Source organism: Nocardioides sp., assembly GCF_035697785.1.
Classification (GTDB): domain Bacteria; phylum Actinomycetota; class Actinomycetes; order Propionibacteriales; family Nocardioidaceae; genus Nocardioides_B.
Genome location: NZ_DASSCL010000115.1, coordinates 1 through 24046, shown reverse-complemented (window position 1 = coordinate 24046; position 24046 = coordinate 1). Strand labels below are relative to the sequence as shown.

General features: G+C 70.6%; 27 protein-coding genes and 1 tRNA gene. 12 read left to right on the top strand and 16 right to left on the bottom strand.

The annotated features are described in order from the left end of the window. The first annotated feature begins 37 nt into the window (after window positions 1-37). The 3 genes from VFH10_RS12350 (at window position 38) to VFH10_RS12340 (ending at window position 1488) form a co-directional block, all read left to right on the top strand. Window positions 38-349 (top strand): FmdB family zinc ribbon protein, encoded by a 312-nt coding sequence (locus VFH10_RS12350; protein ID WP_325128936.1) that lies wholly within the window; start codon window positions 38-40, stop codon window positions 347-349. A gap of 73 nt (window positions 350-422) precedes the next feature. Continuing rightward, on the top strand, window positions 423-1070 hold the full coding sequence (locus tag VFH10_RS12345; RefSeq protein ID WP_325128933.1) for an SAF domain-containing protein: 648 nt from the start codon (window positions 423-425) through the stop codon (window positions 1068-1070). Between the two features lie 64 nt (window positions 1071-1134). Then, a complete protein-coding gene (locus VFH10_RS12340; protein ID WP_325128931.1) occupies window positions 1135-1488 on the top strand; it encodes an MscL family protein in 354 nt (117 codons plus the stop codon). A 20-nt stretch (window positions 1489-1508) separates the two neighbouring features. Here VFH10_RS12340 and VFH10_RS12335 read toward each other — a convergent pair whose 3' ends face one another. From VFH10_RS12335 to VFH10_RS12315, 5 genes are all read right to left on the bottom strand, one after another. After that, window positions 1509-1694 (bottom strand): hypothetical protein, encoded by a 186-nt coding sequence (locus VFH10_RS12335; RefSeq protein ID WP_325128929.1) that lies wholly within the window; start codon window positions 1692-1694, stop codon window positions 1509-1511. Beyond that, complete coding sequence (locus tag VFH10_RS12330) at window positions 1691-2605, bottom strand: NAD(P)-dependent oxidoreductase (RefSeq protein WP_325128927.1); 915 nt, start codon at window positions 2603-2605, stop codon at window positions 1691-1693. The genes VFH10_RS12335 and VFH10_RS12330 overlap by 4 nt, the downstream gene beginning before the upstream one ends. Window positions 2606-2792: 187 nt before the next feature. Beyond that, complete coding sequence (locus VFH10_RS12325; protein ID WP_325128925.1) at window positions 2793-3956, bottom strand: LCP family protein; 1164 nt, start codon at window positions 3954-3956, stop codon at window positions 2793-2795. Between the two features lie 158 nt (window positions 3957-4114). Continuing rightward, the gene (locus tag VFH10_RS12320; protein ID WP_325128923.1) at window positions 4115-5071 is read right to left on the bottom strand and encodes a hypothetical protein; all 957 of its coding nucleotides are present in this window, start codon (window positions 5069-5071) and stop codon (window positions 4115-4117) included. 37 nt (window positions 5072-5108) lie between these two features. Beyond that, on the bottom strand, window positions 5109-5807 hold the full coding sequence (locus VFH10_RS12315; protein WP_325128921.1) for an aldolase/citrate lyase family protein: 699 nt from the start codon (window positions 5805-5807) through the stop codon (window positions 5109-5111). A 54-nt stretch (window positions 5808-5861) separates the two neighbouring features. Between VFH10_RS12315 and VFH10_RS12310 the strand changes: the two genes are divergently transcribed. Next, a tRNA-Arg gene (locus VFH10_RS12310) sits at window positions 5862-5937 on the top strand. A gap of 107 nt (window positions 5938-6044) precedes the next feature. Here VFH10_RS12310 and VFH10_RS12305 read toward each other — a convergent pair. Next, window positions 6045-6548: a helix-turn-helix transcriptional regulator gene (locus VFH10_RS12305; protein ID WP_325128919.1), complete on the bottom strand. Its 504-nt coding sequence runs from the start codon at window positions 6546-6548 to the stop codon at window positions 6045-6047. Then, window positions 6502-8787 carry an AAA family ATPase gene (locus tag VFH10_RS12300; protein ID WP_325128917.1) on the bottom strand — a complete coding sequence of 762 codons (2286 nt, stop codon included), beginning with the start codon at window positions 8785-8787 and terminating at the stop codon, window positions 6502-6504. Before VFH10_RS12300 ends, VFH10_RS12305 begins: the two co-directional genes overlap by 47 nt. Window positions 8788-8921: 134 nt before the next feature. Between VFH10_RS12300 and VFH10_RS12295 the strand changes: the two genes are divergently transcribed. Beyond that, complete coding sequence (locus tag VFH10_RS12295) at window positions 8922-9683, top strand: alpha/beta hydrolase (RefSeq protein ID WP_325128915.1); 762 nt, start codon at window positions 8922-8924, stop codon at window positions 9681-9683. 12 nt (window positions 9684-9695) lie between these two features. Here the strand turns inward: VFH10_RS12295 and VFH10_RS12290 are convergent, their stop codons facing one another. Further along, complete coding sequence (locus VFH10_RS12290; RefSeq protein WP_325128913.1) at window positions 9696-11399, bottom strand: NAD-binding protein; 1704 nt, start codon at window positions 11397-11399, stop codon at window positions 9696-9698. A gap of 8 nt (window positions 11400-11407) precedes the next feature. Beyond that, window positions 11408-11797, bottom strand: coding sequence for a DUF6394 family protein (locus tag VFH10_RS12285; RefSeq protein WP_325128911.1), 390 nt, complete (start codon window positions 11795-11797; stop codon window positions 11408-11410). A 132-nt stretch (window positions 11798-11929) separates the two neighbouring features. On the opposite strand from VFH10_RS12285, the gene VFH10_RS12280 reads away from it, so the two are divergent. Next, window positions 11930-12532: a dihydrofolate reductase family protein gene (locus VFH10_RS12280; protein WP_325128909.1), complete on the top strand. Its 603-nt coding sequence runs from the start codon at window positions 11930-11932 to the stop codon at window positions 12530-12532. Window positions 12533-12550: 18 nt separating this feature from the next. On the opposite strand, the gene VFH10_RS12275 is transcribed toward VFH10_RS12280, so the two are convergent. Then, the gene (locus VFH10_RS12275; protein ID WP_325128908.1) at window positions 12551-12931 is read right to left on the bottom strand and encodes a nuclear transport factor 2 family protein; all 381 of its coding nucleotides are present in this window, start codon (window positions 12929-12931) and stop codon (window positions 12551-12553) included. A 104-nt stretch (window positions 12932-13035) separates the two neighbouring features. On the opposite strand from VFH10_RS12275, the gene VFH10_RS12270 reads away from it, so the two are divergent. Further along, window positions 13036-13992 carry an RNA polymerase subunit sigma-70 gene (locus VFH10_RS12270; protein ID WP_325128906.1) on the top strand — a complete coding sequence of 319 codons (957 nt, stop codon included), beginning with the start codon at window positions 13036-13038 and terminating at the stop codon, window positions 13990-13992. A gap of 43 nt (window positions 13993-14035) precedes the next feature. Here VFH10_RS12270 and VFH10_RS12265 read toward each other — a convergent pair whose 3' ends face one another. The 5 genes from VFH10_RS12265 to VFH10_RS12245 all read right to left on the bottom strand — a co-directional run bounded on the left by VFH10_RS12265 (window position 14036) and on the right by VFH10_RS12245 (window position 19091). Beyond that, entirely contained in the window at window positions 14036-15700 is a 1665-nt protein-coding gene (locus VFH10_RS12265; RefSeq protein WP_325128904.1) for a copper resistance CopC/CopD family protein, read from the bottom strand. A gap of 2 nt (window positions 15701-15702) precedes the next feature. Next, window positions 15703-16473, bottom strand: coding sequence for a YcnI family protein (locus tag VFH10_RS12260; RefSeq protein ID WP_325128903.1), 771 nt, complete (start codon window positions 16471-16473; stop codon window positions 15703-15705). Window positions 16474-16503: 30 nt separating this feature from the next. Further along, a complete protein-coding gene (locus tag VFH10_RS12255; RefSeq protein ID WP_325128901.1) occupies window positions 16504-16899 on the bottom strand; it encodes a hypothetical protein in 396 nt (131 codons plus the stop codon). 146 nt (window positions 16900-17045) lie between these two features. After that, the gene (locus tag VFH10_RS12250; RefSeq protein ID WP_325128899.1) at window positions 17046-17714 is read right to left on the bottom strand and encodes a hypothetical protein; all 669 of its coding nucleotides are present in this window, start codon (window positions 17712-17714) and stop codon (window positions 17046-17048) included. Window positions 17715-17786: 72 nt separating this feature from the next. Continuing rightward, a complete protein-coding gene (locus tag VFH10_RS12245) occupies window positions 17787-19091 on the bottom strand; it encodes a cation:proton antiporter (RefSeq protein WP_325128897.1) in 1305 nt (434 codons plus the stop codon). A 149-nt stretch (window positions 19092-19240) separates the two neighbouring features. Here VFH10_RS12245 and VFH10_RS12240 point away from each other — a divergent pair, with 149 nt between their 5' ends. The 4 genes from VFH10_RS12240 to VFH10_RS12225 all read left to right on the top strand — a co-directional run bounded on the left by VFH10_RS12240 (window position 19241) and on the right by VFH10_RS12225 (window position 21890). Then, window positions 19241-19855: a DivIVA domain-containing protein gene (locus tag VFH10_RS12240; RefSeq protein WP_325128895.1), complete on the top strand. Its 615-nt coding sequence runs from the start codon at window positions 19241-19243 to the stop codon at window positions 19853-19855. Window positions 19856-19954: 99 nt separating this feature from the next. Continuing rightward, a complete protein-coding gene (locus VFH10_RS12235) occupies window positions 19955-20200 on the top strand; it encodes a DUF6458 family protein (protein ID WP_325128892.1) in 246 nt (81 codons plus the stop codon). 69 nt (window positions 20201-20269) lie between these two features. Continuing rightward, the gene (locus VFH10_RS12230; RefSeq protein WP_325128891.1) at window positions 20270-21349 is read left to right on the top strand and encodes an alkaline phosphatase family protein; all 1080 of its coding nucleotides are present in this window, start codon (window positions 20270-20272) and stop codon (window positions 21347-21349) included. 97 nt (window positions 21350-21446) lie between these two features. After that, the gene (locus VFH10_RS12225; RefSeq protein WP_325128889.1) at window positions 21447-21890 is read left to right on the top strand and encodes a hypothetical protein; all 444 of its coding nucleotides are present in this window, start codon (window positions 21447-21449) and stop codon (window positions 21888-21890) included. 4 nt (window positions 21891-21894) lie between these two features. Here VFH10_RS12225 and glgA read toward each other — a convergent pair whose 3' ends face one another. Further along, the gene (gene glgA, locus VFH10_RS12220; RefSeq protein ID WP_325128887.1) at window positions 21895-23049 is read right to left on the bottom strand and encodes a glycogen synthase; all 1155 of its coding nucleotides are present in this window, start codon (window positions 23047-23049) and stop codon (window positions 21895-21897) included. Between the two features lie 173 nt (window positions 23050-23222). Between glgA and add the strand changes: the two genes are divergently transcribed. After that, window positions 23223-24046 (top strand): adenosine deaminase (gene add / locus VFH10_RS12215; protein WP_325128885.1); only part of this gene is annotated, 824 nt, incomplete at its 3' end.

Below are 24046 nucleotides of genomic sequence, written 5' to 3'. Positions count from 1 at the left end.
GTCGAAGCACTCGAGTGCCAGGATCTGTGGAGGACCCGTGCCGACCTACCAGTACGCATGCACCGCATGCGACCACGCCTTCGAGCAGTTCCAGAGCTTCAGCGAGGATTCGCTGACGGTGTGCCCGGAGTGCCAGGGCCGGCTTCGCAAGGTCTTCAACGCCGTCGGCGTCGTGTTCAAGGGCTCCGGCTTCTACCGCAACGACAGCCGCTCCAACGGCGACTCCCCCGCGGCCGCCGAGAAGACGCCGACCGGGTCGAAGGAGTCCACCTCGACGAAGCCGAGCGGCGACGCCGGCTCGTCGTCGTCCACCCCCGCTCCAGCGAAGAGCGAGTCCCCCGCCGCCTGACCCCCGCCGGGCTTCCCCGGGCGCCTGTGGACGGGCGCCGACGCTGGTGCGCGATCCTTCCTAGCCTCGGGGGATGAGCCGAGCCCGCCGCCCCGCCCTCCTCCGTCCCTGGCGCCGGTTCCGACGCGCCGTCCTCGCCCGACGCCGGATGCTGGCCGCCGCGCTGGCCGGGCTCGCCGTCCTCGTGGCGGTGCGGGCCAACGCGGCCCCGCCCGTCCCGACGGCCACCGTGCTGACCGCCGCACACGACCTGCCCGCGGGCGCGGTGCTGGCTGCCGACGACCTGCTGCCGGTGGAGTTCGCCCCGGACAGCGTGCCCGCGGGGGTGCTGCCGCGGCCGGCCGCCGCCGTCGGTCGCACGACCACGGGTCCGGTCCGCGCCGGCGAGCCCCTCACCGACGCCCGCCTCGTTGCCCCGGACCTGCTCGCCGGCTACCCCGGCAAGGTGGCCGCGCCGGTGCGGATCGGCGATCCCGATGCGGTGCGGCTGCTGCGGGTCGGCGACCGGATCAGCCTGATCGCCGCCGATCCCCAGGGCGAGGTCGCGCCGGTGGAGGTGGCCGCCGCGGTGCCGGTCATCGCCATCCCCCGCCCCCGGCCCGGCTCGGCGTCCGACCTCACGACGGGGGGCCTGCTGGTGGTCGCGGTGCCGCCGGACACCGCGCGCGAGCTCGCCGGGCACGCGGCCGCGTCGTACCTCACCGCGGTGGTTGTTCGCTAACGTGCGCTTGATCGCTTCATCTGCAGGGCCCCCGCGGGGCCCTCATCAGACAGGGGAGTAACGCATGACCGGCTTCAAGAACTTCCTGCTCCGCGGCAACCTGGTCGAGATCGCCGTCGGGCTGATCCTGGCCCTCTCGTTCGCCACGGTGGTCAGCACGTTCACGGCCTGGCTGTTCAGCCTGATCCCAGGTCTCGACGAGGCGTTCGACGGCTCCACGCTCAGCGGCGCGTTCCTCAACGCGCTGGTGTCCTTCATCATCGTCGCCGCAGTCGTCTACTTCGTCGTCGTCGTTCCCTACACCAAGCTCAAGGAGCGCTACTTCCCGACCGAGGAGCCCGGCGAGCCCGCCGACGTGGCCCTGCTCACCGAGATCCGCGACCTGCTGGCGCAGCGCACGGGCGGTCCGACCGTCTGATCCCTCGCCGGAGTTCCGGCTCAGCCGTGATGGGGCGGCACCTGACGACGCAACCAGTCGTCGGTGTCGCCCTCGCTGCGTTCACGACCGTCATCGCGATCGTCCGACGTACCGTCAGGGAGTACGTCGCCGAACACGTGCGCCAGACGCTTGCGACGCTCGGCCTCGCGCGCAGCCTCGTCGACCGGCGGGTGCGCGGCTGTCACCGGAGCACCTGGGTGACCGCAAGATCGTGCAGCCAGTCGGCGTCGAGGCGTCCCCGGGTCGGGGTCCAGCCCGTCGACGCCGTGAAGTGATCGCTGCAGACGCGAAGAGACCGCGTCATCGGCTCGGCCCGGCCTCCGGCAAGCCGGGTCATCAGTGCACTCATGAAGGAGAGGCTCGTCCGGCCGACCGCATCCGCGAACGCCTGCACGTAGTCGGCCCGACGCACCGGCTCGGCACCGACGTTGTAGACGCCGCTCGGGGCCGTGAGGGCGGCGACCACGGCGGAGCCGAGGTCGTCGGTGTGGACCGGGTGCAGCCAGCCGTCCGGGTCGCCGGAGCCGATCGAGCGTCCCTGGTGGGCCGCCTTGAGCTGCCAGCAGGTCATCGGGTCGTTGCCCACGATGAACCCGAAACGCAGGACCACACCGGTGCGGGAGTCGCACACGTAGTCCTGCACCTGGGCCTCGGCGACGGAGGCCGGCTCGGTGGCTCGCGTGATGTCGAGGGGGGACCCCTCGGTGACCCAGGTGTCGCCCTGGTCGGCGTACAGGAACGAGACGCTCTCCTGCACCATGCGACGGACTCCCGCCACGCGGGCGGCCTCCACAACCCGGCGTACGCCCTCGGTGCGGAGCCGGTCGTTGGCGCGCCAGGCACCGGGGAGGGCACCGGCGAAGCCGATGGGCACGTGGGTGGCGAGGTTCGCGATCGCGTCGGCACCGGAGAAGAGGTCGACGAGGAAGTCCTGGTCACCGATCCGGCCGACCCGCGGAGTGGCACCCAGTGAGCGGAGCAGGTCCGCCTTCTCCTCGGTGCGAGCCAGGCCGACGACCTCATGACCGGCAGCGACGAGCTCCGCGACCGCGGACCTGCCGATCACGCCGGTGGCACCGGTGACGGCGACCTTCACACGCGGCCTTCTCTCATCTCGGAAACCCCCGCTCCCTCCACCGCGGGGCTCCCCACCCGGCGGCATCGTGCCCAGTCTCCGATAACGGCTTGGTAACGGCAAGTCCATGGGACCGTTTTCCCGGCAGATCTCCGGCCCACCCGTCCGCTCAGCGGACGTCTTCCCGGGACGACGCGCCGCGACAGCGTCAGGCGCAGAGCCCGTTCTCGGTGGCGGACTGGGCACGGGCGGCTGCATCGGCGTCATCGGACGGTGACGGTCCGGCGCCGGACTTGCGGGGTTTGTCGCCGTCGGGGTCCTGGGCCGCGGTCGTGATGCCCAGGCTCTGTCGGCGACTCAGCGGTTCGTCCTTCCGGAGCTTGCTCCAGATGTTGTCGGCGGCCGGCGCGAGGGCAAGTCGGTTCGGATCGGGCTCGTAGGTCTCGAAGGGGATGCTCAGGAACTGGATCCGCTCCAGGCCGATGTCCTTGAGCTGCTTGGCGAGCCCACCGAGCTTCTTGAGGCTGGCCAACCCGGGGTCCGTGGTCAGCGAGTTGGTGGCGGCGTCGAGGAAGTTGTACAGCCGCACCGGGTTCACCAGGGTGCCGGCCGAGATCGCCTTGTTGGCCATCGACGCCAGGAACGCCTGCTGCCGCTTCATCCGGCCGATGTCGCCGTTCTCCGACAGCTCGTGCCGCAGCCGCACATAGCCGAGCGCCTGCTGGCCCCTCATCTCGTAGGAGCCGGCCGGCAGGTAGATCTTGCCGATGTCGTCGTTGACCTCCTGCGGCACGCAGACCGGCACGCCGTCGAGGGCGTCGACCATGGCCTTGAAGCCGTTGAAGTCCACGACGACGAAGTGGTTGAGCTTGATGTTCGACATCTGCTCGACGGTCTTCATCGTGCAGGCGGGGCCACCGATGGCGTACGCCGCGTTGAACATGTCGAGCCCACCCGGGTCGGTGCCCTGGCCGTCCTTGCGAAGACAGGACGGCCGCTGGACCATCAGGTCGCGCGGGATGCTGACGCCGTAGGCGCGGTCACGATCACCGGACAGGTGGAGCAGGATCGTGGTGTCGGACAGGCCGGGAGTCTCTCCCCCGATGCCGCCGGTCTGGCCCTCACGCGTGTCGGAGCCGAGCAGCAGGATGTTGAGCGGCTTGTGCTCGACGTCCTCGGGGATGATCTCCTCGGGCCGGTCCGTGCCCAGTGCCTCGGCCACGTCCAGGGAGTCGATGTTGCCGTCGAGGTGCCGGTAGGCGAAGAACCCCGCCGTGAGCGCGACGACCAGGACCGTGGCCAGGGAGACGGCGACGGCCCGCAGCACGCGGTGCTTGTGCACCTCATCGCGGTGGCGAGGTGTGTGTGACATGCAGGTCCTGCTCGTAGACAGCGGTGAGCGCCCGCGGACCGCCAGGGCGGGCCGCGGGGAGGGTACGGATCTCGTCGTGACGGGGTGTCATGTACCCAGGTTCGCGCTCACCATGATGCCGAACGCAGCGCCGCAGCGAAAATCGAGTGACGCAGGCCTCAGCGGTCCACCCTGGTCAGCCAGTACGACGCCGTCTCCGGGTCGTCGACACCGAACCGCGCATTGGCCACCCACAGGGAGCGCCGGACGACGGTTGCGGTGGTCGGCGTGTCGAAGTCGGGCGTGCGGATGACCTTGACCCGGTCGCCCGAGCGCACGTTGCGCTTCAGGTCGTAGACGTCGATCCGGTTGTTGGCGTTGCGGACCACGTACAGCAGGTCGCCCTTCGCCTCCAGGCCGTCACCGTTGCGGACACGGCGGCCGTCGAGGTCGATCTGCAGGGTCCTTCCGGTGGCTGCGTTCACCCGGAACAGCCGACCAGTGTTGCTCTGCACCAGCACCAGCCAGTTGCCGCGGTTGGACTCGACGATGCCGTTGGCGTTGAAGCCGTCCTGGTAGACGAGCTCGCCGGTGAGCGGCAGCAACGTCGCCGCTCCGGATGGGGGCAGGGTCAGCCCGGCGGGGAGCTCGACCACGCCGAGCTCCTGGTTGGCGGAGTCGGTGGCATAGACCGCTCCACTGGTCACGACGAGGTCGTTGACGAAGCGGTCGTTGGCGGCCGCCGGCAGCGTGTAGGTGCGCAGCACTTCGCCGGTGCCGAGGCGGACGGCGCGGATCTCGCCCTCGGGTCCGCCGGCCACCCACAGGATGCGGCGACGCTTGTCGTAGTCGAGTCCGACACTGGGCTTGCCGACCGCGCTGTCGGGCAGGACGACCGTCCGGTTGGTGCGTGGGTTCAGCCGGAGGATCGAGCCGTCGGCCAGGGAGCCGGAGTAGACCTTCCCGCGGCGGCCGGTGGTGACGCCCTCCGGCTGCCACCCGTCAGGCAGGTCGACCGTGCGAGAGGGCGCGGCGCGCCGCTCCGCCTGGCCGGCGGTGGCTCCGGTCGTGACCGCGACGACCGGGGCGAGCCCCAGCGCCAGCGTGAGTGCAAGTGGTACCAGACGACGTGACATGACTTCCCCTCCCGTGGATGGCAACGAGCAGCCGCCGTTAGCCATCCTTTACTTCCGTCACGAGAGGCACAACCTGCCCTTTGGTGCCATGCGCGTCCTCGCGGGCGGCGCCGACCGCGCGGACCCGGTCGATCCGCGCCCGGAGCTCGTCGGAGCCGGGCTCGACACCGAGGGACAGTCCGAGGTCGGCGGGCCCGACGAACAGGGAGTCGACCAGACGCCCCTTCGCCATCCGGTCGGCGGCCTCGACACCGCTGTCGCTATCCACCTGCCCGAGCACCGACGACTCGGCAGCGAGGTAGTCCGACTGCGGCACCAGCCCCCAACCACCGGCGCGAGTCGTGGGGCCGCAGCCCCGAGAGCCGTGCGGCGGAAACCGCGCGGCGACCTGCAGGGCCCGTGCCTGCTCGACCGAGTCGACGTGCGGCGCCATCACCCCGTGAGCGCCGGCGTCGAGGCAACGCTGGACCCAGGTCGGGCCGTGGTCGGGAATGCGCACGAACGCCCCGAGGCCGCGAGCCGCGGCGCCGGTCTTCGACCGGTCCGGTTGGCAGGCGTGATGGCCGTCCTCGGCACCCAGCACACCCTGAGCGAGCCGGTCGACGGCCCGCAGGCGGAGGCCCTCGTAGCGGCTGCCGCGGCGCTCTCGGCGGCGCTGCAGGGGAGGCCTGACCCTCTCGGACCAGCCGGCGAGGTGAGCGGGCCCGGGTTCGTCTACCCTGCTTCGCAGCGGCATGGCATGGCCCCCGAGCTACCGCAGCCGGTAGCAACGTGGTCTCGGCCGTGCTCCGCCCTCGTAGCTCAGGGGATAGAGCGTCGGTTTCCTAAACCGTGCGTCGCAGGTTCGAATCCTGCCGGGGGCACCACGCGAAATCGCAGGTCAGACGGTATTTTCCGATCGCACAGTCGCCCCTCGACGCGCATATCCGCGTCGCGTCGTTGTCACGGGGCTACGGGCCGCGCCTCGACGAAGTCAGCTCGCGGTGTCACCGAGGGAATCGCCGAGGAGGACCGAGCTCAGCTGCCCTCGGGACGTGATGCCCAGCTTGGGGAAAATGCGGTACAGATGCGATCCGACCGTGCGGTGCGACAGGTACAGGTGCTGGCCGATCTCGCGGTTGGTCAGGCCGGTCGCGGCCAGCTGCGCGATGTGACGCTCCTGCGGTGACAGCTGATGACCCGGTCCCAGCTCTCGCTCGCGACTGGTCTCGCCCGAGGCGCGCAGCTCCCGGGTCGCCTGTTCGTACCAAGGGACCGCACCCAGGCCGTCGAAGATGTCCCGGCCCGACCGGAGGAAGTAACGGGAGTCGCGAGCCCTTCGGTGTCGTCTCAACCAGGTGCCGTAGGCCAGGAGGTGCCGCGCGTGGAGAAACGGCCAGGACAGCAGGTCCCCCGCCAGTCCCTCTTGGTACAGCGCCTCGGCCTCCCCCTCATCGGAAACCAGCGGTCGCGTGACAAGGAGCGACGCACCGAGCAAGGGAGATCCTGACGTGTCCCACAGCAGCTCCATCGTCTTGACGACCTGCCGGGCCTCGTCGCGGTGGTCCAGCGCCATTGCTGCCGCGACGTAGTCGAGGGCTGCCCAGTGGCAGGCGTATCGGTGGTACGCCGGGCTTGCCCGGATCGAACACGCGTCGAACATGGTGGAGCGCCTCCTCGTGACGTCCTCGCGCCAATGCGGAGAGGCCTCGCGCGATCTCGACGGGCGCCAGGAACGTGGTGGCGCCGAGCGGCAGGAAGAACGCCTCCGCTTTCCTGCCCAGGACGTCGACGCCTTGCTCGTCGCCTTGTGCCGCTGCGACGAGCGCCTCCGTGGCCGCGGCAGCCATTCCCCAGATCGGCTGTGCGGTGTCGACGGCGAGCTGGCGGACCTCCTCGCCGGCGGCGCGCGCCGCTTCCCACCGCCCGAGGTGGTAGTCGGTCAGCATGCGGGCGACGAGAGCCTGGAGCAGCGCGGCCATCTCGCCCCGGGCCCGGAAGCGCGCGACGGCGCTGTCGAGCAGCGGTGCCGCCAGCGGGAAGGCCCCGATACCCGTGGCGGCGGTGCCGAGGTTCAGGGCGTCGCCCGGGTGTCCGAGGGACTCGGGCGAGAACGAGGCGAGTCTCTCCGCGACCACCCGCCCCCGCTCGAGGGGGGCGCCGTACCCGAGGACCGTGATCAACGTCGGATCGTGGGAGTCGGCCCCGATCCCCTCGACGGTGTCGAGCACCGTCCGGGTGATGTCGTCGTCCGGGTTGGACCACCAGCAGCGCAGAGCCACGTTGAGCAGCATCTTCAAGGCCCGGTCGAGCTGCCCTCGCTCGGCCAGCCGGCTCGCCAGGAGGCAGAGCGAGCGGACCTTGGTCGCTCCGGACCAGCTTCGATCGCCGAACGCCTCCTTCAGCCACGACAGGCGCAGCCGATCCTCTTCTGCGAGATCGGAGGCATCCGCCCGGTGCAGGAGGTCAACGCCCTGCGTGTGCATTCCGGAGTCGAAGGCGAGCTCGGCAGCTGCCGTCAGTCGTCGCCCTCGCTCTGACCCCGACCCGCTCAGGTCGGCCGCTCGAGCCAACGCCGCTACCGCGACCTGTGCCGAGCCTCGCTTGGTGGCGCTGCCGGCCGCCGCCTCCAGGTCGGCGGCGATGTCGTCCGCGGGGCCCAGGGTCGATGCCGCCCGGTGCCAGGTCCGCCGCTCCGCGGACGCGGACAGCACGTCGGCGAGCACCGCGTGGGCGGCGCGCCGCTGGGAGGGCAGCGCGATCTGGCAGCACGCCGACCTGATGAGGGGATGCCGGAAGCGGACCTTCGGATCCTCGATCACCAACACCCCACCCTCCACCGCCGCCGTCAGGAGGTCCTCGCCTCGGGTGGACCCGGTCAGGACCTCCGTGGCCCGGACGACCTCTGCCAGATCGTCCGTGTCGTTGGCGGCGGCGACCAGCGTTGCCCGGCCAACATCGTCCGCGAGGGCCTCGATGCGACGCGCGAAGGCACGCTCCAGCCGGTTCGTCAGCGCTCCGGGCGTCAGGACGCTGCCGTCCGTCGGCGACCAGACCTTGGAGAGCTCCACCAGGGCCAGTGGGTTCCCGGCCGCCAGCTCGAGGATCTGGTGGCGCGCGGTCTCGGGCAGGTGGGCGGCGTGGCGATCCAGCATCTCCGTCGATTGCTGGTCGTCGAGCGCCGGGACGTTGAGCTCGGGGATGCTGCCGTCCGCGAGGGGCGACTCGAATCCCTCCCTCAGCGCGAAGAGAGCGACCACCGGTTCGTACTCGATCCGTCGCGCCAGGAAGGCCAACGCCGAGGCGCTGGGCGGGTCCATCCACTGGACGTCGTCGACGATGAGCACCACCGGCACGTCCGATGCACGCTCGGCGATCAGCTCGAGGGCGGCGTAGCTCACCATGTACGACTCGGCGGCAGGCTCCGCCATCCCGAACGCCGAGAGCAGCGCCTCACGTTGCCGTTTGGGGAGCGCATCGACTCCTGGGAGGACGGGCCTGAGCAGGCGGTGCAGCCCCGAGAACGGGACCTGGGCCTCCGACTCCACGCCGGTGACCCGCAGCACAGCCCTTCCTGCGTCTGCCGCGTGTCGAGCTGCGACACCCAGCAGCGAGGACTTGCCCACGCCGGCCTCGCCCCGCAGGACCGTGGCCGCTCCGCGCTGCGTCATCGCGCGCACGAACTCCCCCAGCACGGCGACCTCCTCGTCTCGTCCGACAAGGGTCGACGGGGGCATGCCTGATTGTGCACGGCTGGTGGCTCGCCGCGACCGAGTCCCGATCCCGCGATTGCGTCATCTGACTCAAGACGGGCGAAGCCGTTCTTCGTACGTTCGGGGGACGGGACCACGACAACGAAAGGAAGCTCGCCATGACTGCGGACACGCAGGCCCACTCCGGCAACGCGACGTACTCGAGGGAGCCGATCCCCGACGACCAGGCCGCGCGGAACGTCGTGCTGGTCCACGGCGCGTTCGCCGACGGCTCCGGCTGGCGCGGCGTGCACGGACGCCTCACGGCCCAGGGCTACCGAGTCAGCATCGTCCAGAACCCGCTGACGTCACTCGCGGAGGACGTCGCGGCGACCCGGCGCGTGCTCGACCGGCAGGACGGCCCCACGATCCTGGTCGGTCACTCCTGGGGCGGCACCGTGATCACCGAGGCGGGGGTTCACCCCCGTGTAGTCGGGCTGGTCTACGTCTCTGCGCTCTCGCCCGACGCGGGCGAGACGACGTCGCAGCAGTACGAAGGATTCGCAGCGACGCCGGACTTCGTCATCGACACCGGGGAAGACGGCTACGGCTTCCTCAACCCGGACAAGTTCGAGGCCGGCTTCGCCCATGACGCCGGCAGCGCGGAGGCAGCCTTCCTGCGGGACTCCCAGGTGCCGATCAACATGTCGGTCTTCGCCACCCCGCTGAAGCAGGCGGCATGGCAGACGAAGCCGAGCTGGGCGGTGATCGCCACCGAGGACCGGGCGTTCGACCTGGCCATGCTTCGCCACATGGCCGAGCGGATCGGAGCGACCGTGACCGAGGTCGCGGCGAGCCACGCGGCCTACCTGACTCAACCGGACGTGGTCGCCGACACGATCCACCACGCTGCACGGAGTGCGCTTGTCGGCGTGAGCTGACCGCGCGGTCGGCTACCCGAGCCTTTGCCACAGCCAGCTGGACGACAGTCGTCGGCCGTCGAGGACGTACGACGCGGTGGGCACGTCCGACATCGTGAGGTCGAGAGCGGCTCGAGCGTGAAGACGACCTGCCAACAGGAGCTGGTCGCCGGCGTTCAACAACGTCTCGCCTGAAGGCGTGAGGACGTGCTCGCCGCCACGGATCAGCAGCAGCGGGACGATGTCCAAGACGTCATCTCGATCCGAGGGGCTCCGCAACAAGTCATCCAGTCGCACGCCGCCCTCGTCGAGCCGAGGCCTCAGCGCCGGACCGCTGGCGTCGTCGAGGCGGATCACCCACATGTCCGGGGTGCCCATACCGCATCGCTCGACGAGTCTGTCCAACAGGGCGCACGCCCAGTCGTCACCCTGATGGGGCACCTGCGGCAGGAACCGCATGAGCACCGGGTTGGCGAGGCGCGCCAAGGTCTCGTGAGCGATGACCTCAGCAGGAAACAGCCCGAAGTCCACCCCGATGGCGGCATAGAGCGAAGCATTGGCCCGGCGGTTCTGGAGCGCCACGATGAACGCGTCCGGGTTGGCGGCTCGTCCCGCGTCGATCAGCCACAGGTTGGTCGTGTCGCTCTCGGTGGCGGCCACGAACGCGACGGCATCGGCAACGTGGCCGCTCTCGACCACGTGGGCGCTGTCGCCCTCCCCGGCCAGCACCCGTCCGCCGCTCACATGGACCACCGTGACGTCCAGGCCCTCGGCGCGCAGGTCCGCGCTCAGCTCTTCGCCGAACTGCCCGGACCCGCACACCACCCATCGACCCTTGCGGGGTCGTTCTCCCCGCACCGGCATCTCGGTGCCGGGCGCGCTCGTCAGCCAGATCATCAGCTGATAGGCGGCAGCAGAGCGCAGCAGGATGCGCAGGTGGTCGCCGAAGCGATCAAGCGGGTTGACCACCTCCTGGGCGTCGAAGGCGCGCATCCGGTCCCCCACGGCGCGAGAGTTCGAGCGCGCGATCACGGGGAGGTCAGGACGCAGCAGAGAGGTGGTGACGACGACGTCCAGATTGGTCTCGTCGTCACCGGAGAGCGCCACGACTCCCTCGCAGGTCCTGTGTCCCAGGCCGGCCAGCACCAACAACCCGGTGTCGCGGGCATCGCCGAGCAGAGCAGGGGTGTCTGCTCGGTAGGAGTCGAGTTCGACTGCGGAGACCCTCGAGTCCTGCCTGTCGATGACCACGAACCTGCGTCCCATGTCATCGAGCGAGCGAGCCAGCATCCTCGAGGCGTTGCCGTAGCCGACCAACAGAAGGAACGGCTCAGTGATCCGGCTCACCGAACGGATGAAGCTCCGTCGTGCAAGCGCCCGCCGGAACCCACGGTCCCTCATCAGGGAGAGAAGGGAGCCGATGGCGTAGGCCCAACCGATGACGGACAGAAAGATGCTCAGCGTCACCCACATCCGCTGAGCAGCGGAGAAGGCGTAGGGGAGCTCCCCGAAGCCGATCGTCGTCGCCGTGTAGCTCATGAAGTAGAAGGCGTCGAACAGGCCCAGTCGATGCGGCTGGCCGCTCGCATCCTGTCCCGGTATCAACGACAACCCGAGGACGCTGACAGCGAAGATGAGGATGAGGACTATCAGGGGCGTGCGCATCCTGCGCAGAACCAGGAACACGGCCGGAGACGCGATCTCGCTTCGAAAATCCGGCAAGGGGCTGGGGGACACGTCGTCCCCTAACGGCGATGGAACGAGACGGTCTCGACCACGAGCAACGTCACGGAGACCACGTTCGCGAACAGTGCGCCGCCAGACAGGGACACCACCGTCGCCGTCTGCTCAGCCGACAGGACACCGTCTGACAGCACGTTGGCCGCGTAGGTCCAGACGATCGCCGCGGCGATGAGCTGGAGGCTCGCCACCAGGCTCGTGGCGAGATGGACCGCACCGATCTGGGTCCGGTCACCGAACTTCAGAACGGTCGCCACAAGGTTCACGACAACGGCCGCGAACAGCTCATAGATGCTGTGCATCTCCGGATCACCGAGATCACCGATGAAGAAGCCGAAGTTCAGGGTTGCTGCCAGGAGCACGAAGAAGCCGAAGACCACCTTCTCCAGGTTCACGTGCGACTCCTTCACTCGGGACGTCAATCCTAAGGCGACGGCACTCCGCCCTTGGCCGAACGGCTCGGCTGGACCGATGACTTTGGGCGCGCGCGACGGTCTGATCCGCCGTACCCAAGCACAGGAGGAACCATGGGCAAGGTCATCGCAGCCATCACCACCTCGGTCGACGGCTACATTGTGGGACCGCAGGACGGGCCGGAGCACGGCCTCGGCATCGGAGGCGAGCGTCTCCACTACTGGGTGATGGGAGGGCCGTGGACGTATGCCGACGACGGCCGAGACACCGACGGCATGCAGGGCGCGGACCGGGAGTACTTCGAGGCGCTCACCGAGGGGCTGGGCTGCGGGATCGTCGGACGCAATATGTACGACGCCGCGGGCGCGTGGGGTGGCACCAACCCGTTCCCCGGCACGTTGATCGTGCTGACCCACCGCACGCAGGACCAGCCCGACCCGAGCACCGGCTTCTTGTTCATCGACGGCTTCGACACCGCCCTGACGAAGGCGCGCGAGCTCGCCGGTGACGGCGCCGTCTCGCTCGGCGGTGGTGCCGACCTGATTCGCCAAGGGCTCACGGCGGGTGTGGTCGACGAGCTCGCGATCTCGACGGCGCCCGTAGTGCTGGGAGGCGGGAAACGGCTCTTCGAGGGATTCGAGCAGGACCTCGACCTCGAAGTGCTCGGCACCTGGAGCTCGCCGTACGCCACCCACGTGCGCTACGCCGTCCGTTGACCAGGACGTGGTCGGCGCTCACTGCGTGCGCGGCACGACCTCGCCACGGGCAAGCGCGAACGGAAGGCGGTCGAAGACGATCCGCACCTTGGTGATGTGACCGTCGCGCACGTCGTACAGCTCGGCGGCCGGAGCGCTGGCGACGGCAGGACTTGCGGTGTCGTACATGATCACCGCGCCACTCTCGTCGCCGTACGCCGCGAGCACCTCGGAAGAGGTGAGCGTTGCAGCGAAGGGCTCCATGAACGCGCGCAACGTCCCCTTCCCGGTCAACCGGCCGGGCGGGGCGTCGCACACGACGTCCTCGGCGACGAACCTCAGGGCCAGGTCCATCTCGCCGGCGGTCCAGGCGTGGTGGTAGGCAAGAGCGATCTCGATCGGCTGTGACAGGGCACTCAAGGCAGTTCCTCTCGGTCGTGGTCTGACCTATGGACAGACACCTAGACATCGCGAATCGGAACGGTCCGCGGCGACCTCCGGCCCGGATCTGTGAAGATTCGGGCGTGGTCGCCTCCGAGCTTCCGGCCGCCCGTGCGGGAGATGAGCGGGCGTTCGAGGCGTTGGTCGAGCCGCACCGGCGCGAGTTGCACGTGCACTGTTACCGGATGCTCGGCTCTCTCGACGACGCCGATGACCTGGTGCAGGAGACGCTGTTGGCGGCCTGGCGAGGTCTGCACGCCTTCGCGGGGCGGTCGTCGGTGCGGACGTGGCTCTACCGCATCGCCACCACCCGAAGCCTCAACGCGATCCGCGATGGTCGACGCCGTCCGCCTCCGGCTCCGGCACCACCCTTCGAGCCACCGACCCCCTCCGCCCGGTTCGAGGTCCCGTGGCTGCAGCCCTACCCCGACGCGTTGCTCGGGGCCGACGAGCCGTCGGTTCGGTCGTTGGCCCGCGAAGGCGTCGAGCTCGCTTTCGTGGCGGCGCTGCAGACACTGCCGCCACGGCAGACGGCAGCACTCGTTCTCTGCGACGTGCTCGGCTTCCGCCTCGCCGAGGTCGCCGAGATGCTCGACGTGGCGCCGACCGCGGTCAAAGGCCTGCTGCAACGGGCCCGGGCGGCGATGCCCGCGGCGGCTCCAGCGACGGATGCCGGAGCGGAAGCGAAGCTGGCTCGAGAGTTTGCCAGCGCCTACGAGGCCGATGACGTCGAGAGGGTCGTCGCGCTGCTCACGGATGAGGCGTGGCTGACGATGCCGCCGGCCACGGAGCGGTACGACGGACCGCCAGCGATAGCGGCCTTCCTGCGGGCCAGTGCCGCGGGGCGACCCGGTGGCGGTTACACGCTGCTCCCGACCCGGGCCGGCGGACACCCGGCGTTCGGCTGCTATCTCGAGAACCGGGCACGTGGACTCCTGGTCCTCGTCCCGAACCCGTCAGCGACACGAGTCGTCGGGATCGCCCGCTTCCTGGACGACGATCTTCACCGCCGATTCGGTCTGCCCGACTCGCTCGGCTAGGCCGGAAAGTCATCGCCGGCCCGACGCCGCGAGGTCGTCGCTGCTAGCGGATCGCCAGGTTGCCGGTCGTCACCAGTCCGCCCAGCGACGGGTTCGCGACCGTCAGTGTGAGCTGCCACTCCCCCGCGAACGGGAACGCGAAGTCGCCCTCCCAGACAGAACCCCTGCCGAACAGCGGGACCTCGAGGGGTCCGAGGTCCTGCTCGGGAAGGACGGCGCGCAACTCGACCGTTCGTGCCCGCAGCGGTGCGCCGGTCCCGTTGCGGAGCTCGAGGTGGAGGGCGCTGCCCCCGGTGCCTGCCGGGTCGACGTGCAGCTCGGCGGCGCGCCCCTCGGCCAGGTCCAGTGTGACCACCTCGACGCTTGGCTGCGTGACGGCGCCCCCGGTATTGGCGGGCGGCGGGATCGTGGACAGTGCGGCGGTGACGACGACCACGGCGACGGTGACGAGTGCCTCGATCCGGACGGTGCCGATCGCGGAGCGGTGCTCCTGCACGTGCCGGCGGGAGCCGCCGGCCGCCACGAGTGCGACGGTGACGAGGGCGAGCTTGGCGAGGAGAACCCGGCCGTAGTCCGTGGACCACAGCTGTGACCAGGACGCCAGCCGCAGGACGCCGTTGACGGCACCGGTGCCGACCAGGACGAGCACCGCGCCAAGGGCAAGCCGGGAGAAGGCAGCGAACGCGGTGGCCGGCGGCCGCGGACCGTCGGCGACGCTGGTCACCGCCAGCACAGCCAGCCCGCCGACCCACACACCGGCCGCGACGACGTGCGCCGAATCGACGGCGCGGGCCATCAGCCCGTCGGGCGCGGCGTGACCGGTGCCGGTGAAGGTCACAGCGACCAGCACGAGCGCGGCGACGGCGAGCACCTGGTGCATCCGCGAGGTCAACGCGTCCACGGGCCAGAGCACGGCGGTGGCCGCCAGGAGCACGTAGAGCCGGGCCTGCGTCCAGGCGCCGAAGGGCGAGCCCGCGGCCTCGGCGAGCAAGGTCCTGTCGACCAGGTCGGTGAGTGGCTGCCCGACCGTGTAGGGCCCCTGCAGGAGCAGGCTCGCCAGCGTCGACGCCGCTGCGACCAACAGCCCGCCGCGGAGGAGGGCGTGCAGACGACGATCGTCGCGGGCCTCCGGCCAGCAGAGTACGGCGACGGTGACCGCACCGGCGGCCACCACGAAGCCGAGGTAACCGCCGAACTTGGCGACCAACACCGGCCACGGGGCCACCCTCTCGGGACTGCTGTCCGCGCCGACCGCTTCGGCGGCGACACCGACCCCGAAGGCAAACGCACCGGCCACCGGGTGACCGTCGGCCGAGACCACCCGCCAGTTCGCCAGGTAGCGCCCGTCCGGGAGCTCGGCCGGCATGGTCCACCGCACGGTGTCGCCGTCGGCGGTGGGGTCCTCGGTGCCAACCTCGGCACCGGAGTCGTCGAGCAACCTGAGCCCGCCGTCGACGAGCCGGACCGCCTCGGTGAACCTCAGCTCCACCTCCGCCGGGGCGGCGGCAAGCTGGGCACCGTCCGCCGGTGTGGTGGAGACCAGCTCCGCATGGGCGGCGGCGGCTCCGGCTGCGGCCAGCTGCGCCGCCCCGAGCAGGCCGATCCAGGCGAGCAGAAGCCCTGCCAGCAGGCCCCGCCGGTTTCGACGGGACCTGCCGGGCGGGGATGTGCCGGCCCCGGCGCGGAACGGCGTCTCGCTACGGCTCACGATCAGCCGCGCCGCCGGCTCCAGGCGAGACCGACCGCGACCAGCGAGAGCGCCAGCGCCAGCCCCGACAGCGTCAGCGGCAGGGCCTGGCTGGACGGGTCCGCGTCCGCGGCCGCCTCGTTGACGGTGTCGTCCGCCCCCTCGGACGCGTCGCCGTCGTCACCGGTCGAGGTGGCGGCAGGGTCGGCCGTGCCGCCCTCGGCGGCCGCGGGCGTCACCGACAGCACAGGGGCCGGGTGCTCCGGCTCAGCGGCGTCGCCGATGGCGACCTGGTTCCAGTCCACCCGCTCGCCGCTGGAGTAGGTCTGCTGGGCCTGGAAGAGCAGTTCGCCGGACTCGGGCAGCGGACCGAGGTTGACGTCGAAGTCGACGTACTGCCCCGGCTGGATGCCGTCGCCGGTGGCCTTCCAGGTGATCTGGGAGACCACCGTGTCCAGCTCCTCCCCGAACAGCTCGATGGGCTGGTCGAGCTGACGGGTCTTGGTGCTGATCTCCCACCCCGGGACCGGCGTGGTCCGCACCGAGCCCAGCGGCTGGTCCGCGGGCAGGGTCACCCGGAGCCGCGTCGTACCCGCGTCATCACGCTCGTTGGGGACCCGGAACGAGATCACGGAGAAGCCACCACCCTCGACCTCCCCGGGCTGCACCGTCACGTGGGCCTGCGCGGCCGTGGCCGTCACGATCGAGGCGACGACGCCGGCCAGTCCCGCGGAGGTGAGACGGAGCGTACGACGCGGGCGCCCGGGAGGCGCTGACTGGATGGCTGTGGTCATGTCTGTGTCCTTCTCGAGGTTCGGAGGTGGTCAGCTGACCTGCAGCTGCAGGACCACCAGGTCGGCTTTGTGCTCCTCGACGTCGACGACGCCGGGCTGGTCGATCGTGATCTGGACGGTGGTGCGGCCCGTGTCGAACGGCAAGGTCTGTTCCGGCGTCGCGTGCACGTGCAGCTCACCGGCTCGGTCCGCGGTGACGCGGACGGTGACCGGCTCACCGACGGTCGCCTCGACGCGCTTCCCGTTCGGCGTCACGGTCGCGCCTTGGACCGTGACCTCCACGGGTGCGCCGCCACCGGCTGGCTGCGACGTACTCGTGTCCGGGTTCGCCGTGCCTGCGGGCGCCGCGGCGGGGGTCGCCGCGCAGCCGGCGACCAGCATCGCAAGGCTCGCACCGGCTGCAGCGGTCGCTGCTCTACTACGCATGGGTTCTCCTGCTGTCGATGTGATGCACCCAGGGCCGGGCGGCGTGCGCCCGGAAGGGCGGCACGCGAGTCACCCGTTCCTTGGAGTGCGAGAGACCGGGGCGGCAGCCGCCCAGACAGGGCGGCTGTGGACGCCGATGGGCACGATCAGCAGAAGACGGGCGGTCCGCGGCGGCCCAAGCAGCCCGCCAGCAACCGGACCGGGAGTCGAGCCGGGGGCACGTCGGCGGTTTCCCGGACCGCACGCGTGCGAAGCGGGAGAGGGGCGTCGCCGGGCAGCCAGAACCAGCTCCGCAGCCTGGCGCCGGCCGGGACGCACACCCGCTGATGCGACAGCGCGAGCAGCGACCACAGGGCGCGCTCTCCGGCGGCGAGCCAGAGCCCGGCAAGGGCCGCGGCCGCCGCGTGTCCCAGTGCCATCGGGGCGTGGCCGATCATCGTCGCGAGGACCACGTCCATCGCTCCCGGGGCCTCGATGAGGGCGGCGTGCGTGGCGTGGTGGCCGCCGGTCGTGGCGGTGGAGGTCGAGGCGACGGCCTGAACGCCGGGACCCCGGTCAGCGAGCACTCCCAAAATTGCGTGGACCCCCGCCTGCCACGCCACCAGCAGCGCGACGACGCGATACGGGCCGAGCTCGGCGCCCAGCAGCGGTGCCACGGCCACGGTGGAGACCACCCAGATGGCGAGCAGGCCCGGCGGGCCGGGGAGCCCGCCGTCGGCGGCCACGTGGAACAGCGAGCCGCCGAGCACGCCGGAGGCAGCGAGCACCGCGGCGCGCATCCAGCGCAGCCCGGCTCCAGCCCTCCACTGATCCATGAACCGATCGTCTCGCACCGACGTCAAATCGGTGCGAACAGGCCCGAACTCGTCACCGACACTGGCTCCGAGTCAGGTGGTGGCTGCGCCCTCGCGTCGGACGTCGCGGACCCGGTCGAGCCAGCCCATCACCGGCGTGGCCGCGACCCCGTGCACCACGACGGACAGGACGACGGCGAACCCGACCGTCGCCCACAGCTCGTCCACGCGGCCGAACTCGGCCATGCCCGTGGCGTAGGCCAGGTAGTACAACGACCCGACTCCGCGGACCCCGAAGAAGGCAATGGCGAGCCGCTCGCGACGGTCGGCCGATGCCCCGCCGAGGGCGACGATGCCGGCCAGCGGACGCAGCAGCAGCACCAGCACGACGCCCACGAGCACGCCTCGCCATGAGAGGTGCTCGAGAAGCCCGTTGGTCAAGGACACCCCGAGCAGCAGCAGCACGATCAGGGTGAACAGCCGCTCCAGCCGCTCGACGACCTGGTGCATGTGCACGTGGTAGTCGTGGCCGCGCTCGGCTGAGCGCAGGGCCAGCGCGCAGGCGAAGACCGCCAGGAACCCGTAACCGCCCACGATCTCGGCCACGCCGTACGACGTCAGGACGGCGGCGAGCGCCAGCAACGGCTCACCGGTCTCGGCCAGCCGCAGCGACGGGGCGGGCGAGCGAAACGCGACCTTGCCGAGGCCCCAGCCGAGCAGCGCCCCGACCAGGACCCCGAGCGCCACCTTGCCAACCAGCTCCCAGGCCAGCCATCGCAGGCCCCACTCGGTCACCCCGCCGACCGAGGCAAGGAACACCGCTGCGTACACGAACGGGAAGGCCAGACCGTCGTTGAGTCCTGCCTCGGAGGTGAGAGCGAACCGGACCTCGTCGTCCTCGTCAAGGTCGTCGTGCTCCTCCTCGTCGGTCTCCAGGGGTGTCGGACCGCCGACCTGGACGTCGGAGGCCAGGACCGGGTCGGTGGGAGCGAGCGCGGCGCCGAGCAGCAGGGCAGCGGCCGGGGCGAGCCCCATTACCCACCAGCCCAGCAGCGCCGTGCCGAGGATGCACAGCGGCATCACGATGCCGAGCAGTCGCCAGGTGACGCCCCACTGGCGCCAGGTCGACCACCGGCGGAGGACCAACGGGCGGTCGAGGGCCAGGCCGACACCCATCAGCGCGACGAGGACGGTGAACTCTGTGAGGTGCTCCACGAAGGCCCGGTTGTCCACCGGCGAGGGAGAGAAGTCGCCGGGCAAGGGGAGGAGCCCGATGACCGCGCCCACCGCCACCAGCACCAGGGGCGCCGAGACGGCCTGGCGGTGCAGCAACCGCGGCAGGGCGACCGCGAGCAGCAGCGACGCACCGAGGATCAGGTAGACGATGGCGGCCGTCACGAGCGCAGTCCGTTCACCTTGCATGCATACCCGGCCCGGCCGCCCGTCATGCGAAACCACCGAATCGGACGAATTTCGCATTTCCCTTCGCGATCGAGGGTGAACGAGCACACTGAGATGCACCGAACCGCACTCGAACTGGGGGGACCATGCTGAGAAGCGACGACGTTGCAGACAAGACCTTCACCACGACCCGGCTGCGTGAGGGGTACGAGATCGCGGAGGTTGACGAGTTCCGCATCGAGGTGGTCGAGGCGCTCAGCCTCCGCGACCGCGTGATCAGCGAGATGCAGGAGGAGCTGGCGGCCGTCCGCGTGCGGCTGGCCGAGGTCGACCGCCACGAGTGCCCCGAGCCGAGCTTCTCCCCCGCCGACCACGGGGACGGCGAGCGGTCCGACGGCAACAGGCGCGAGACCTCGGTGTACGCCGCTCGGCTGCTCGAGCGGGCCGCCGTCAACGCCGACCAGCTCGTCGCCGAGGCCCGGGTCGCCGCCGACTCGATGGTGAACGCGGCCCGGGTCGAGTCCGAGCAGCTGCTCGCCGCCAGCCGCGTCGAGACCGAGCGCGCGGCCGTGGAGCTGGACCAGCACCGCAACAAGGTGCTGACCGAGATCGCCGACGTGCGGCGCGAGCTCGAGGGGAAGATCGAGACGCTGCGCCAACAGGAGAGCGAGAACCGCAACCGCCTTCGCGTGCACTTCACCGAGCAGCTGGCTCAGCTCGAGGGGGCGTCGCCCGCGAAGCTGCGGGCCGTCGCCGACTGACCCGCCGCGGCGTACGGGCCCAGGTTTCGCTCGCTGCGCATCGGGCACGGTGAGTCTCGTCAGCGAGCGGCGGCTCGGACCCGGCACAGGGAGCTGGACGTGGGACCAGGCGTGGCATTGGTGGTCGTCGGCGCGATCTTCACGTTCGCGATCCGCAAGGAGCTCCCCGGCATCGACATCCAGGTGGTCGGCCTGATCCTGATGATCGCCGGCGCCGCCGTCATCGCACACGCGCGCCACGGCCGCGTTCGCGAGGAGCGGGTGAAGCGGGTGGAGGCGCCGAAGGATCCCCATGGGCCCACGCACTCGGTGGTGACCGAGAAGACCGAGCGCGAGATCCGCTGACCATCACCTGGTCATGACGGAACCGGTCGCCGCCGACCGGTGACCCCGGCGTGCCACCCTGGAGGCACCATGCCCCTGACCCGACCGACCGTCGTCGCTGCCGCACTCGCCGTCGTGATGCTGGCCGGCTGCCCCGGACCGTCCGACGATCCCGAGGCCTCCACGCTCGCGGGCGCCTCCGACGCACCGGCGACCGAGGTGCGCACGGCCCGGGTGGTCGAGCACGTGATCGCGATCTCGGTGGACGGGCTCAACCCGGACGCGATCCGGCGGCTGGGCCCCTCCGGTGCGCCCGCACTGCACCGCCTGCTCGCCCAGGGTGCGGGCACCCTGAACGCGCGCACCGAGCGCGAGCTGACCCGCACCCTGCCCAACCACACCGGGATGGTCACCGGGCGCCCGATCCTCGGCCCGGACGGACACGGTGTCACCGTCAACGAGGACAACGGCAGCACGGTGCACGCGTCCGCAGGTCGCTATGTCGCGAGCGTCTTCGACGTGGTCCACGACCACGGTGGCAGCACGGCGCTCTACTCGAGCAAGGACAAGCTCGACCTGATCGACCGCAGCTGGGACGCCGCCCACGGCAGCCGGGACCGGACCGGTGCGGACGACGGTCGCGACAAGATCGACCGCTACCGGCTCGACACCGAGCCTGACAACGTGTCCCGGCTGGTCTCCAGGCTCGGCAGCGTCCCGGACGACCTGAGCTTCGTGCACCTCGCCGAGCCCGACGCCGCCGGGCACGCCTCGGGCTTCATGTCCTCGGCGTACCTCGACGGGGTGCGCGCCGCGGACCGGCAGATCGGCCGGATCCTGTCCGCCGTCAGCGCCGACGGCGACCTGCGCGATCAGGTCGCCGTCGTGCTCACCGCCGATCATGGCGGCCTGGGTGGAAGCCACTCCGATGCCACGCGGGCCGCCGACTTCACCGTGCCGTTCGTCGTGTGGGGTCCGGGCGTCGCCCGTGGCGCCGACCTCTACGCGCTCAACGAAGACCGCCGGACGCGACCCGGTCGGGCGCGCTCGTCGTACGACGGCAGCCAGCCGGTCCGCAACGCCGAGGTGGCCAACGTCGTCACCGGCCTGCTCGGCCTGCCGGACGTGCCCGGCAGCGCGCTCGGCCGGCGGCAGTTGCAGGTGTCGTAGCGGCCGGGCTGGACCGATGTCCAAAACGCCGGGGCCGACCTGCCACCGGTGAGCAACGATCCCCTAGGGTGCCGTTACCTAGGGAGAGGGAGACACCATGCCGCTCGGGCAAGGCATCCTGGAAGTCCTCGAGGCGATCCCCCGGCGTATCGAGATGTCGGGGCATGCGCCCACCTGGCGTGTCACCGGCGCGTCGTACGACGCCGTCGTGAGCTTCGCCGCGGAGGTGCTGCCCCCCGAGGCAGTGGTGGTCGCGCGCGAGGACCGCAATCGTTGGTGGCCGCGGGTCACCCTGACGCTGAGCGTCGACCCCGCCCTCGTGGAGGCGGCGCCGCCGGTCGAGGAGCTCCGCAAGCCGCCGGCTCCTCCCGTCCCGCCGCAGCGGGCCGTCGCGGCCGAGGTGCCGCTGTGGAACGACGAGGAGTACGCCGAGTCGTTCTCCCCGCTCGAGGAGATCTTCGCCCACCAGGAAGAGGTCCGCGTCGCGCGTCGAGAGGTGCCCGAGCAGCGCAGCCGGCCACGCTCGCACCGGGCCGAGTAGCAGCTCAGAGCAGCGAGCGGTACAGCTCCACCGTGCGGGCCGCGACCGCGTCCCAGCCGAACTCACCGACGGCCCGTGCCCGACCGGCCTTTCCCATCCGCTCCGCCTCGGCCGGTTCGGCGGCGAGCCGGTTGACCGCGTCGGCGAACCGCTCCTCGAACCCAGTGGCGTCGTCGGGCGTGTAGTCGACGAGCAGCCCGGTCGCGCCGTCGTCGACGACCTCCGGGATGCCGCCCACCGCACTCGCGACCACCGCGGTCTCGCACGCCATCGCCTCGAGGTTGACGATGCCCAACGGCTCGTACACCGACGGGCAGCAGAAGGCGAGCGCGTGCGTCAGCACCTGCCGGACGTCCTCGCGCGGCAGCATCTCGGACACCACGAAGACGCCGTCCCGGGACGCCCGCAGGTCCTCGATCGCGGTGTCCGTCTCCGCCTTGAGCTCAGGGGTGTCGGCGGCGCCGGCGAGGAGCACGAGCTGGACCGCCGGGTCGAGCCGGAGCCCGGCGCGAAGCAGGTGCGGCACTCCCTTCTGGCGCGTGATGCGGCCGACGAAGGCCACGTAGGGACGATCGAGGTCCACATCGAGCCGCTCGAGCACGTCCGTGCCAGGGTCGGGGCGGTAGAAGTCCGCGTCGATGCCGTTGGAGATCACGTGCACGCGGGCGGGGTCGATGACCGGGTACGACGCGAGGACGTCCTCGCGCATGCCCTTGCTCACGGCGACGACCGCGTCGGCACCCTCCATGGCGGTCCGCTCGGCCCACGAGGACAGCTGGTAGCCGCCACCGAGCTGCTCGGCCTTCCAGGGCCGTTGCGGCTCCAGTGAGTGTGCGGTGATGACGTGCGGTACGTCGTACAACAGCTTCGCCCAGTGACCGGCCATGGCCGCGTACCACGTGTGCGCGTGCACGAGATCGGACCGGCTGACCGCCGCTGTCATGGACAGGTCTGCCGACAGGATGCGCAGTGCCGAGTTCGCGTCGGCCAGGCGTGGGTCGTCCTCGGAGTGCGCCGTCGCGCCGGCGCGCGGGGCGCCCATGCACTGCACGTCCACGTCGACGAGCTTCTCGAGCTCGCGCACCAGGAAGTCCACGTGGACACCGGCACCGCCGTAGACGTCCGGCGGGTACTCCCGGGTCAGCACCGACACCTTCACGACGTACCTCCTGGTCGCCCTCGCCGTCCTGCCGCGAGGCTAGTCACTCGAGGTGAGGCGAGTCGACCGACCGTCCACGTCGAGACCCCTCGGGTGGTCGCGCAAGGTGACGATCTCGGCAAGTGCGGTTGGGACGCCGTGGCTGATCGAGTCCAGCCGGCCAAGGAGGTGATATGCAGTTCTGCATGTTGCCGCTCGCAGAGTTGCATCTTCACCTTGAGGGCACTCTCGAGCCAGAAACGATCTTCGCCATTGCCGAACGGAACGAGGTCAATCTGCCCTACGCAGACCTCGACGACTTGAGATCTCGGTATGCCTTCACCGATCTGCAGTCCTTTCTAGACCTCTGCTACGCCAACGTCGCCGTCCTGCGGACCGCCGAAGACTTCTCAGACATGACGACCGCGTACCTCGATCGCGCCCGTGGTGCGGGTGTCCGGCACGCAGAGGTCTTTCTCAACCCCCAAGCCCACACGGCCCGTAGCGTTCCGCTGCGCGAGGTCATGGAAGGCGTCTCCAGTGCGCTGTCCGAGTCGTTGAGGAACCGCGGCGTTAGCACCGGACTCATCGTGGCTTTCCTGCGTGACGAGAGTGAAGCGTCGGCCATGGAGACGCTCGAGGCAGTCCTGGCCCTCGGCGTGCCGATCATCGGGATTGGCCTCGACTCCGCCGAGGTGGGCTACCCGCCGTCGAAGTTCGCGAGGGTGTTCGATCGGGCTCACGCCGAGGGCCTCCACTGTGTCGCCCACGCGGGCGAGGAGGGCCCGCCAAGCTACATCTGGGAGGCGCTCGACGTTCTTGGCGTCAGCCGAATCGACCACGGGAACCGGTGCCTCGAGGATGACCAGCTCGTCCGGCGTCTCGCGGAAGAGCAAGTCCCGCTCACGGTGTGCCCGCTTTCGAATGTCCGCCTGAAAGTCGTCAGCGAGATCGGCTCCCACCCCGTTGCAACGATGCTGGAGCGTGGCCTCATGGTGACGGTCAACTCAGATGACCC